Annotated in this window: 8 protein-coding genes and 1 pseudogene; 7 read left to right on the forward strand and 2 right to left on the reverse strand. The window is 64.5% G+C overall.

Translation table 11 applies throughout. The features are described from left to right. Nucleotides 1-223 (forward strand): annotated as a pseudogene (locus BGN91_RS09095) (dihydrolipoyl dehydrogenase); the annotation flags it as partial. Between the two features lie 35 nt (nt 224-258). Here BGN91_RS09095 and BGN91_RS09100 read toward each other — a convergent pair. Next, entirely contained in the window at nt 259-1,227 is a 969-nt protein-coding gene (locus BGN91_RS09100; RefSeq protein WP_292612443.1) for a tyrosine recombinase XerC, read from the reverse strand. Nucleotides 1,228-1,434: 207 nt separating this feature from the next. On the opposite strand from BGN91_RS09100, the gene BGN91_RS09105 reads away from it, so the two are divergent. The 4 genes from BGN91_RS09105 to BGN91_RS09120 all read left to right on the forward strand — a co-directional run bounded on the left by BGN91_RS09105 (nt 1,435) and on the right by BGN91_RS09120 (nt 8,771). Next, complete coding sequence (locus BGN91_RS09105; protein WP_292612445.1) at nt 1,435-3,645, forward strand: primosomal protein N'; 2,211 nt, start codon at nt 1,435-1,437, stop codon at nt 3,643-3,645. A 170-nt stretch (nt 3,646-3,815) separates the two neighbouring features. Continuing rightward, nucleotides 3,816-5,363 (forward strand): 2Fe-2S iron-sulfur cluster-binding protein, encoded by a 1,548-nt coding sequence (locus BGN91_RS09110; RefSeq protein ID WP_292612447.1) that lies wholly within the window; start codon nt 3,816-3,818, stop codon nt 5,361-5,363. Next, nucleotides 5,356-6,600 carry an HlyD family efflux transporter periplasmic adaptor subunit gene (locus BGN91_RS09115; protein WP_292612448.1) on the forward strand — a complete coding sequence of 415 codons (1,245 nt, stop codon included), beginning with the start codon at nt 5,356-5,358 and terminating at the stop codon, nt 6,598-6,600. The genes BGN91_RS09110 and BGN91_RS09115 overlap by 8 nt, the downstream gene beginning before the upstream one ends. Further along, a complete protein-coding gene (locus BGN91_RS09120) occupies nt 6,597-8,771 on the forward strand; it encodes a peptidase domain-containing ABC transporter (RefSeq protein WP_292612449.1) in 2,175 nt (724 codons plus the stop codon). Before BGN91_RS09115 ends, BGN91_RS09120 begins: the two co-directional genes overlap by 4 nt. Nucleotides 8,772-9,006: 235 nt before the next feature. Here the strand turns inward: BGN91_RS09120 and BGN91_RS09125 are convergent, their stop codons facing one another. Then, nucleotides 9,007-9,534 (reverse strand): septal ring lytic transglycosylase RlpA family protein, encoded by a 528-nt coding sequence (locus BGN91_RS09125; protein ID WP_292612451.1) that lies wholly within the window; start codon nt 9,532-9,534, stop codon nt 9,007-9,009. 641 nt (nt 9,535-10,175) lie between these two features. On the opposite strand from BGN91_RS09125, the gene BGN91_RS09130 reads away from it, so the two are divergent. Further along, nucleotides 10,176-10,736, forward strand: a complete 561-nt coding sequence (locus tag BGN91_RS09130) for a F0F1 ATP synthase subunit delta (RefSeq protein ID WP_292612453.1) — start codon at nt 10,176-10,178, stop codon at nt 10,734-10,736. After that, nucleotides 10,736-11,749, forward strand: a 1,014-nt coding sequence (gene atpA / locus BGN91_RS09135) for a F0F1 ATP synthase subunit alpha (RefSeq protein WP_292612454.1), incomplete at its 3' end; no start/stop codon positions are given. The genes BGN91_RS09130 and atpA, both read left to right, overlap by 1 nt.

An 11,749-nucleotide genomic window follows, 5' to 3' on the forward strand; every position in this document is an offset into this window, starting at 1 on the left:
CGACGGATTTGTGAAGATTCTCGCCGACGCGAAAACCGACCGCGTGCTCGGCGTTCACATCATCGGCCGCGAGGCCGGCGAGATGATCCACGAGGCCTGCGTGCTGATGGAATTCGGCGGCTCGGCGGAGGACCTCGCCCGCACCTGCCACGCTCACCCGACGCGATCGGAAGCCATCAAGGAAGCGGCGCTGGCCGTCGGCAAACGCGCGATCCATATGTAATGTGTGAGGCGTGGCGCAAGCCTCCGGCTTGCACCTCAGGCGCGCGGATGCGCCGTGCTGTAGACTTCGAGCAGCCGTTCGCTGTCGATGCCGGTGTAGATTTGCGTCGTCGATAGCGATGCGTGGCCAAGCAGTTCCTGGATCGCGCGCAGATCGCCGCCGCGGCTCAAGAGATGCGTCGCGAATGAATGACGCAGCGCATGCGGCGTCGCGCTGTCGGGCAGACCGAGCGCGCCGCGCATCCGCGCCATGACGAGCTGGATAATGCGCGCCCTGAGCGGACCGCCCCGCGCGCCGACGAAGATCGGTCCTTCCGGCGGCAGCGAATGCGGACAGATCGCGACATACTCCTGGATCAGCGCCAGCACGTTCTGCAGCACCGGCACCATCCGCGTCTTGTTGCCCTTGCCGGTGACAACCAGAACGTCGCCCGCGCCGGGCTGCGGCACATCGCGGCGCCTCAAGCCGAGCGCCTCGGAAATGCGCAGGCCCGATCCATACAGCAGCGCCATCACGGCGGCGTCGCGCGCCCAGATCCAGGGTTCGCGATCCTCGCCGGCACGCTCGGACGCATCGGCAAAACGCTTCGCCGCGCTCACTTGAATCGGTTTCGGCAGGCTTTTCCCAACCTTCGGGGCACGGACCGCGCCGAGCGCGCCGGCCTTGCCGAGCCCTTCCCGTTCCAGAAATCGCGCGAACGAGCGCAGTCCCGCCAGCGCGCGCATCAACGACCGGCCGCCGACATCATCGGCGCGGCGCGCGGCCATGAAGGCGCGGATATCGCTCGCCTCAAGCGCGGCGAAGCGCTTCAGTGTCGCCAACTCGCCCCAGTGCTCGCCGAGAAACGCCAAACATTGCCGGACGTCACGCTCATAGGCCTCGCAGGTCTTAGGGGAGAGCCTTCGCTCGGTCCGCAGATGTGCAAGCCATCGCACGATTTGCCGTCCCACATCCGGGGCCGCGCATGCGAGAGCCGGGAGCAGTTCTGGAGCGGGCTTGACCATGATTCGTACCTATAGCGTTTTCGAGCGAAGTGGATACCGGTTCGCGTGAAGAAAACGCGTCAAATCAAATCATAGAGCCCCGCTTCTGATACCATCAGAAGCGGAATGGCTCGAACACGATGATTCCGGCGATTATATCGCGCCGCTTTCGTTTATCGTTTGCTAACTTTACGACTGGCAACCCACCACTCGAGCCCGATTCTTCGGATGGACCATTTTTCGCGCAACCGCCCGGCATCGTCATCGACGACCCGCGTCGTCGATGTCCTGGTTCCCGTTGCGATTAACCAGGCTTATTCCTACCGCGTTCCACGCGGCATGGAGGTTGCGCCCGGCGACGTGGTCACGGTGCCGCTCGGACCGCGCGAGGTCATCGCCGTGGTCTGGGCCGAAAACCCGTCACCCGATTCGCGCCTGCACAACCGCCTGAAGGACATCGGCGAAAAGCTCGGCGTGCCGCCACTCAAAAACGAACTGCGCGCGCTGATCGACTGGGTCGCGAACTACACGCTGTCGTCGCGCGGCATGGTGATGCGCATGAGCCTGCGGATGGGCGAGCATCTCGGACCGGAGCGGGCACGAGCCGGCGTGCGGCTCAGCGGCGAGCCGCCGCAGCGCATGACGCCGGCGCGACGGCGGCTGATCGCGGTGTTGTCCGATCGCCTGCTGCACGGGAAATCCGATGCGGCAAAGGAGGCAGGCGTCAGCGCCGGCGTCGTCGACGGTCTCGTCGACGAGGGCACGCTGACGGTCGAGCCGATGCCGCCTCCACCACCGCCGCCGCCGCCCGATCCCGATTTCGCCGTCCCCGACTTTTCCCGCATCCAGCGCGCCGCCGTGGACGCCATGCGCGCGCTTGCGGCGAACGGCACGTTCCACGTCGCGTTGCTCGACGGCGTCACCGGTTCCGGCAAGACCGAGGTCTATTTTGAAGCGGTCGCCGAAACCATCCGCCGCGGCAAGCAGGCGCTGATCCTGATGCCGGAGATCGCGCTGACCGGCCAGTTCCGCGACCGCTTCGCGGCGCGCTTCGGCGAGCGGCCGCTGGAGTGGCATTCCGAACTGACCCCGCGCACGCGCGCGCGCAACTGGGCCGCGATCGCGGCAGGCGAGGCGCAGGTGGTGGTTGGTGCACGGTCGGCGCTGTTTCTTCCCTACGCCGATCTCGGACTCGTCATCGTCGATGAGGAGCATGACCAAGCCTACAAGCAGGACGAGGGCGCGCACTATCATGCCCGCGACATGGCCGTGGTGCGCGCGCACATCGCGAAAATCCCGATCGTGCTGGCGTCGGCAACCCCGTCGGTCGAAAGCGAAGTCAATGCGCGCAAGGGACGCTACCAGCGCATCGCGCTGACGTCGCGGTTCGGCGGCCAGCATCTGCCGCGGATCGAGCTGATCGATCTGCGCCGCGAAGGGCCACCGCGCGGCCGCTTCATTTCTCCACGTCTCGCCGGCGAGATCCGCACCGCCATCGAACGGCGCGAGCAGGCACTGCTGTTCCTCAACCGGCGCGGCTACGCGCCGCTGACCTTGTGCCGCGCCTGCGGCCACCGCTTCGCCTGCACGATCTGCGACGCATGGCTGGTGGATCACCGCTTCCGGCAGCGGCTCGTATGCCATCACTGCGGTTTCTCGATGCCCCGCCCGGCGCAATGCCCGCATTGCGCCGCGGAGGAAACGCTCGTCGCTGTCGGCCCCGGCGTCGAACGATTGCAGGAAGAAGCCGCCGCGCTGTTCCCCGACGCCCGCACCATGGTGCTGTCGAGCGACCTGATCACCTCGATCGAGACGATGCGCACCGAACTCAACGACATCGCGGAAGGCCGCGTCGACATCATCATCGGCACGCAACTGGTGGCGAAGGGACATCATTTTCCGCGCCTGAACCTCGTCGGCGTCGTCGACGCCGACCTCGGTCTCGGCAACGGCGATCCGCGCGCCGCGGAGCGGACTTTCCAACTGCTCAATCAGGTGATCGGCCGCACCGGCCGCGAACGGGGCCACGGCATCGGTTATCTGCAAACCCACCAGCCCGAACATCCCGTGATGAAGGCGCTGGTCGCCAGCGACCGCGAGGCGTTTTACGCCAGCGAAATCGAGGCGCGGGAACGCGCGGGCTATCCGCCGTTCGGCCGTCTCGCCAGCCTGATCATATCCGCAGGCGACCGCCCAAGCGCCGAAAGCTTCGCCCGCCAACTCGCAGCGACCGCCCCGATCGACGAAAGCGTCCAGGTGCTCGGGCCGGCGGAAGCGCCGCTCGCCGTCATCAAAGGCCGCTATCGCTTTCGCCTGCTGGCGAAGTCGGCGCGCGGCGTGGATCTCTCCGGCTATCTGCGCGAGTGGCTCGCCGCGGGACCAAAGACCAAGGGCAACCTCAAGCTCGAAGTGGACGTCGACCCCCAGAGCTTTCTCTAACTGGAGGCGCTTCTCCGTTCCGGACGACGCGCGAGCGGTGATCCGAACAGAGATGCACAAGGAACTCTCCCCCTGCCGTGTGCTATAAGTCACGCTCGGCTCTGCACAACCACGCGCCGGGATTGACGGCTCCGGGGTTGGCATTCAATCTGCCGCCGCGCGAGGGCTGAATGCATATCTACTTCCGGGGCAGCGGTTTGCAGCGTCTGCGGTTGGCGTCGGGGCTGGCGCTGATGGCGTTCGCGGCCACGCATTTCGCCAACCATGCGGTCGGCCTTGTCAGCCTCGAAGCCATGCATCGGGTGCAGGAATTGCGGACCGCGATCACCCGATCATGGCCGGTGTCGATCATCCTGTTGCTCGCGCTGATCACCCATGTCGCCCTCGGCCTTTATAAATTGAGCCGGCGGGAAACCTGGCGGATGCCGATCTGGGAGGCTCTACAGATCGGCATCGGCCTTTCGATTCCGTTCCTGCTGTTTCCGCATATCGTCAACACCCGCGTGGCACATGCGGTGTTCGGCGCCAACGACATTTATCTCTACGAACTGGTCCGGCTCTGGCCCGACAGCGCGATCCTGCAAAGCACCTTGCTCGTTCTCGTATGGCTCCACGGCTGTATCGGCATCCACTACTGGTTGCGGCTGTCCGATTCCTACAGCCGGTTCGCTCCGTTCCTGCTCGCCGTCGCCCTGTTGTTGCCGGTGCTGGCGTTGTCCGGATTTGCGGTCGCAGGAATGCGCGCGACCTACATCATGTCGGACCCGAGCGCGTTCGCCGCGCTGAAAGCGCGAACGAATTGGCCGAACGCCCATGATGCGGCAGCGATGGCGACGCTGCGCGACATTGTCCGATGGGGATTCGGGCTGCTCGCCGCGACCGCCCTCGGCATTGCATTCCTGCGCTACCGCCGCGAGACCGCAAAGCGCGGACCGGTCCGGATCAGTTACCTCGATGGACCGGCCGTCGATCTGACGCCCGGCATGACGCTTCTGGAAATCAGCCGGTCGGCCGGTATTCCGCATGCGTCACTGTGCGGCGGCCGGGGCCGCTGCTCGACCTGCCGGGTCCGCATAGAAAAGGGACTGGAGTCGCTTCCTGCGCCCGACGCCGTCGAGGCGACGACTCTCAGTGCGATCGACGCACCGTCGAATGTGAGGCTGGCCTGCCAGATCCATCCCACCGCGCCTCTGACGATCGCCATCGTCAGCCGGCCCGGCGTCCACAGCCCGATCCACACCGAGTTCTCCGAGATCAAAGAAGTGGTTGCAGCCCACATCCGCGCCGATATCGGCGGCTCCGCGATCGAATTCGCCTCGTCCGATCCGGCGGAGGTGGAGGCCTGGCTTCTGCGTCAGTCGCAACATGCCGCGAAGGTCCGCGACGTGGAGCGTTGGGGCTATCGCCTGCGGGGCGCCAGGATGGACTACGTCGGAGAGCGGGCCGTCGGCACATGCGTCTACGAACGGGACACCCGGCTCATTTCGGTCTTCATGTTTCCGGAAACGGACTCTGCGCCGGTGGCGATCCGCGGCCAGCGCAATCGGTACTCGGCGCTGAGTTGGCGTGACGAAACCGGCACCATCTGCTGTTCTGTGTCGCAAGTCACAGTGGAGGTGCTTGAGCATCTGGCAGAGGCCTGGGAAGAAGCGGCATCCATGTCGACCGATTCCGGTGAGCCGGTGAATTTGGAACCTACGAGACACTGCGATGAGTGATCTGTTTCGCCGCGAAGCCATCGAACATGCCACGCAACGGCTGGAGGGCCAGGTCTTCCTGGCCTCGCCGCTTTCGCTGAAGACGCTCGGCCTGCTGCTCTCGGGCATCGTCTTCGCAGCCGCGATCTTCGCCGCGACCGCCACATATGCGCGGAAGACGACCGTGAGCGGCTTTCTGGTGCCCGATCGGGGCATGATCCGGATCACCTCGCAGGCGCAGGGGACATTGCGGAGTGTCCTCGTCAAGGAAGGCGACAACGTCGAGAAGGGGATGCGCCTCGCCATCCTCGACGTCTCGACCGCAACCGCAACCGGCAATACCGGCGAGGCGCTTCTCAAGGGCTTCGAGTCGGAATCGCTCGCGGCGAAGTCGCGAGCCGAATCGAAATTGGCCCTGCTGGAACTGGAGCGCGATCAGGCGACCGTCCGGTCCAGCAAAAGCCAGAACGAACTCGCCGAAGTGGATCAGCAGATCGAGTTGCAGCAGGAACGGCTCAAGCTTGCGCGCGAGGAGGTGGATCGCGGGGAAACCATCGCCGCCAAGGGATATTTGCCGAAACGCGAAGTCGATCAGCGTCGGCTCGCCGCGCTGGCGATCGAACAGGATCTCGCCGGCGCGCGCCGCCAGAAGGCGACGGTGGAGCGCGAACTCGCGGACATCAAGGCCCGGCTGGTTTCGATCCCGCTGGAAATCAAAGCCGCCCGCTCCGACGCCGATGTCGCCCGGGCGACGCTCGAGCAGCGCCGCGCCGAATCGGAAGCGCGGCGCCTGCAGTTTTTCGTCGCGCCGACCGCCGGACGGATCGCCGCGCTCCCGGTCAGCGACGGACAGGCCGTCGCGGCGGGCGGCATAGTGGCGGTGATTATCCCTTCGGGCAGCGAGATCGAGGCCGAGCTGTTGGCGCCGTCGCGCGCGATCGGTTTCGTCCAGCCCGGGCAACAGGTGGAACTCAGCCTTCAGGCCTTTCCTTATCAGCGCTTCGGCACGGTGCGGGGCACGGTGAGAACGGTCTCGACCACGGTGCTCGGCCCGGCCGATGTCGGCTTTCCCGGTCTCGACATCAAGGAACCGGTGTTCAGGATTCGCGTCTCTCTCAGCCGTAGCACCATGGAAGCCTATGGCCAGTCCGTGCCGATGCAGCCGGGAATGCTGGTGTCGGCTGAAGTCGTCTTCGAGCATCGAAGCCTGCTGCGCTGGCTGTTCGATCCGATCTATGCCGTAGGCCGCCGCGCATGAACATTCTCCGGGAACTCAATCTGGGCAGGCGAACCCTTCCCGTCGTGATGGCGTCGGAGGCCGCGGAATGCGGCCTCGCCTGTCTCGCCATGATCTCGCGCTATCACGGTCACGATGTCGATCTCAATGCGCTGCGCCAGCGGTTTGCGGTGTCGATGGCCGGCGCGTCGCTGAAAAGCCTGATGGGGATCGCCGATCAGCTCGGATTTTCCACGCGCGCCATCCGCGTCGAGCTGTCGGCGCTGCCCAAGGTCCAGCTTCCCGCCATCGCGCACTGGGACCTCAATCACTTCGTGGTGCTGAAATCGGTCACGTCCAAGGGCATCACCATCCACGATCCGGCGATCGGGCTTCGCACCTTCACAATGGAGGAAGCCTCGAAGCACCTGACCGGCGTGGTCCTCGAACTGGCGCGAGGCGAGACCTTCGAACCGCTCGAAGCGCGCCTGCCGATGAAGTTGTCGCTGCTCTGGTCGAAAATGCACGGCTGGGGCTGGGCGGTCGCGCAGGTGCTGATCTTGTCGGTGGCGCTGCAGATCGCGGCTTTCGTGATGCCCCTGCAGATGCAGCTTGTGGTCGACGAGGCGCTCGCCCAATCCGATCATCAGTTGCTGACGGTGATCGCCCTGGGATTCGGCGCTCTCGTCATCATTCAAGCCGGGCTTGAGGCGATCCGCGGCTGGGCGCTGCGCATCTTCGGCCAGCTTCTGAGCTTCCAGATCACCGGCAATCTTGTGCGGCACCTGCTTCGGCTGCCCAACGACTATTTCGAGAAGCGACACGTCGGCGACATCATCTCGCGCCTCGGTTCGGTCAAGCCGGTGCAGGACGCCATCACCCAGGGCGTGATCGGCACCGTCATCGACGGCATCATGGCGCTGATCGCCGGCTTCATCCTGTTCTTCTATTCCACGGCCCTCGCACTCATCGTCATTGTCGGCGTACTCATCAACCTCGGCATCACGCTGGCGCTGTTTCCGGGTACCAAGCGCCGCATGGCCGAGTCCATCGTCGCCGAGGCCAAGGAGCAATCGCACCTCATCGAAACCATCCGCGCCGCGACGACGCTGAAACTGTTGGGGAGGGAATCGATACGGGAAGCGACCTGGCGGAACCTGCACGTCGAAACCACCAACGCCGGCATCGCCGTCGGCCGCTACCAGATTTCGCAGACCTTCCTGCAATCGGTCGTCACCGGCCTGCAAACCGTGATCGTGATCTACGTGGCCGGCGTCACCATCCTGTCAGGCGCAGGGTTTTCGGTCGGCATGATCTTCTCGTTCCTGTCCTACCGGCAGACGTTCACCGACCGCGCGATGGCGCTTGTCAACCAGATGGTCCAGTTCCGGTTGTTGCGGCTGCATCTCGACCGCCTCTCCGACATCGTGACAACGCGATCCGAGGTCACGCAAGGTCTGCCCGGCCCGCTGGTCAATCAGGGGCACATGAGGCTGAAGAACGTCTGCTTCCGCTACGGCATCAGCGATCCGCTGATCCTCGAAGACGTCAACCTCGATATCAAACAGGGTGACTACGTCGCCATCCAGGGCGGATCCGGCGGCGGCAAGACCACGCTGCTCAAGCTGATGCTCGGATTGATGCATCCGACCGACGGCACCATCGAACTCGACGGCCATCGCGCGACGCCCGAGCGCTGGCGAAGCTGGCGTCAGAGCGTCGGCGTCGTCGCCCAGGACGACCGCCTGATGTCCGGCACCATTTCGGAAAACATCGCCGGCTTCGACCCGAACCTCGACATGGAGCGCGTTGTCGCCGCCGCTCACGCCGCGCGCGTGCACGCCGACATCATGCGTTTTCCCATGCAGTATCTCAGCCTCGTCGGCGACATGGGCTCGACGCTCTCGGGCGGGCAGCGGCAGCGCGTTCTGCTGGCGCGGGCGCTGTATCGTCAGCCGCAGATTCTGATTCTCGATGAAGGCACCGCGAACCTCGACGAGCAGAACGAGGAGTTGATCGCGGATCTGATCGACCAGATGAATATCACCCGCATCGTGGTCGCGCATCGCCCGGCGCTGCTGCGACGCGCGCGGCGCGTGTTCACGGTCCAGAATCGGGGATTGGTGCGCGTAGGCGGGACCGAACCGTTAGCCCGCGAGGCGCTCACGGACGTAAGCCCGCTGTCGGTCGCGCCGCCCGAGCCTGCGGAATGATTGCACCGGCCGACAGGGTACGCATCGGACCTCGAGCCTTTTCGCTTCCGATGGAATCGGAAGCGAGGCTCCGCGATTTCGTTTGACGCGTTTTCCTGCCGCGAACGGTATCCATCTCGTCGGGTCAAGCCCGAGGACATGCTTCGCCCGAAAACGCTGGCGTCGCGAGCGTGTGCCGGCGGCTTGCTGACCAGGCGCCCCGCTTCGCGCGAAGGCGCCTGCACTCACGCAGCGCCTACATCACCTGGGCGACCACACGGCCGACGCCGCGGCCGGTCAACCCGATTGCGCGAGCGGCGCCTTTCGAAAGATCCAGCACACGGCCGCGGATGAACGGGCCACGATCATTGATGGTGACGACCACGCTGCGGCTGCCATGGGTGACCCTCAGCTTGGTCCCGAACGGCAGGCTGCGATGGGCAGCGGTCATGGCGTTCTGGTTGAAGCGCTGCCCGGAGGCGGTGCGGCTGCCGGATTCACTGCCGTAATAAGAAGCCACGCCGGAGAACGACCGGCCTGAACCAGCGGACCGTCCAAGGGACGCATTGGCGTTCATCCAGGATTGTCCCCAGGACTGCTGGCCTGCCCGGTCGGCAGCATGGTGTGCCCGGTGGTGATGGTGATGACGATGATGGTGGTGATGGCGCGAACGGGCCGATGCCTCGGTCACGCTCCCCGCAATCAAAACGGTTGCGGCGATCATCGCGACCGCCATGCGCGGCCGAATGAGAAACCCCCACGTCGACTTTTGCGAGTGCAACATATTGAAGTCCCCTGAACAGTATTGCCGCCCCTGCGGTAAGTGAAAGCTACGACCTCTGAGTCGCCGGAGGGTTGATCCTGTAACTAAGGCGTAAAATGGGCAGAGTATTGCTTCATGTTTCGGCTGAAATATCTTTTGATCGATTGCCCGTGACAAACTAATCAAAACAATACTTATTTTTATAAACTGTATACGATGATATTCTATCTTGTACTGTAAAAGGAAGTCATGTCGCGGCGGCGGCGCTCATTCTCCAAGTACTGCCTACCGTTTCGACCGGAGAGGCAATGGCCAGGGGAGCAGGAAGCCGCTGCGACACAGGACGAACTTGGGTCCAGCCAGACTCCCGCCTGCTCGTCGGAATTACTGCGCGCCACGAATTCTCTGCGTGAGCGCGGCGCGACGCTGAACGTTCGCCTGGTTAATTCGGGCCCATGCGACAAGGCATCGCCGTACGCCCTCGTCATGTTGCACCTGCGCGCGCGCTATGTTAGCAAAGCCGCGATTTTAACGCTGCCGATACGCTTGTGTCGGTCGGAAATCGAAGTCCCTCTTGAATTCCAAGGGCTTGGGCCGCTTAGGCGCCGCGTGTTTGGCGACGGCTTTACCCTTGCGAGTTTGACAGCTTGAAGAGCGCGGTGGTGGCTGCTGTAGATCCCTCGGTTTCTGGTGTATCCGGCCGTTATGCGACGGCCCTGTTCGAATTGGCCCGCGAAGACAAATCGGTCGACGCGGTCAAAGCCGACCTCGATAAATTCGATGCCATGCTGGCGGACAGCCCCGAGCTGGTTCGCCTGGTGCGCAGCCCGGTTTTCAGCGCCGACACCCAGGCCAAGGCGCTCGGCGCCGTACTCGACAAGGCCGGGATCGGCGGCACGACCGCAAAATTCCTCAAGGTACTGACCGCCAACCGGCGCCTGTTCGCGGTTGCCGACGTGATCCGGGCGTTCCGCGCGCTGGTCGCGAGGTTCAAGGGCGAGGCCGCGGCCGATGTCACCGTCGCCGAACCGCTTAATGAGAAGAATCTCGATGCGCTGAAGACCGCGCTCAAATCCGTGACGGGCAAGGACATCACGCTCAACGTGAAGGTCGACCCCTCCATTATCGGCGGGCTTGTCGTCAAGCTCGGCAGCCGCATGGTGGACAGCTCGCTCCGCACCAAACTCAATTCGATCAAGCACGCGATGAAAGAGGCAGGCTGATGGACATCCGCGCCGCGGAAATTTCCGCGATCCTCAAGGACCAGATCAAGAATTTCGGCAAGGAGGCCGAAGTTTCCGAAGTCGGACAGGTGCTGTCCGTCGGCGACGGCATCGCCCGCGTTTTCGGCCTCGATAACATCCAGGCCGGCGAGATGGTCGAGTTCGAGAACGGCACCCGCGGCATGGCGCTGAACCTCGAAACCGACAACGTCGGCATCGTGATCTTCGGCGCCGACCGCGAGATCAAGGAAGGCCAGACCGTCAAGCGCACCCGCGCCATCGTCGACACGCCTGTCGGCAAGGGCCTGCTCGGCCGCGTCGTCGACGCGTTGGGCAATCCGATCGACGGCAAGGGCCCGATCCAGGCGACCGAGCGCAAGCGCGTCGACGTCAAGGCTCCCGGCATCATTCCGCGCAAGTCGGTGCACGAGCCGATGGCCACCGGCCTCAAGGCCATCGACGCCCTGATCCCGATCGGTCGCGGCCAGCGCGAGCTGATCATCGGCGACCGCCAGACCGGCAAGACCGCGATCGCGCTCGACACCATCCTCAACCAGAAGCCGCTGAACGCCGCGGGCGCCCCCGAGAGCCAGAAACTCTATTGCGTCTACGTCGCGGTCGGCCAGAAGCGCTCCACCGTCGCGCAGTTCGTCAAGGTGCTCGAGGAGCAAGGTGCGCTGGAATATTCGATCGTCGTCGCCGCGACCGCATCCGATCCGGCCCCGATGCAATATCTCGCGCCGTTCACCGGCTGCACCATGGGCGAGTATTTCCGCGACAATGGCATGCACGCCGTCATCATCTACGACGACCTTTCCAAGCAGGCCGTCGCCTATCGCCAGATGTCGCTGTTGCTGCGCCGTCCGCCGGGCCGCGAAGCCTATCCGGGCGACGTGTTCTACCTGCATTCGCGCCTTCTGGAACGCGCCGCCAAGCTGAACGACAGCCAGGGCAACGGCTCGCTGACCGCGCTGCCGGTGATCGAGACCCAGGCCAACGACGTGTCGGCCTAC

The sequence above is a fragment of the Nitrobacter sp. 62-13 genome (assembly GCF_001896955.1).
Lineage (GTDB): Bacteria > Pseudomonadota > Alphaproteobacteria > Rhizobiales > Xanthobacteraceae > Nitrobacter.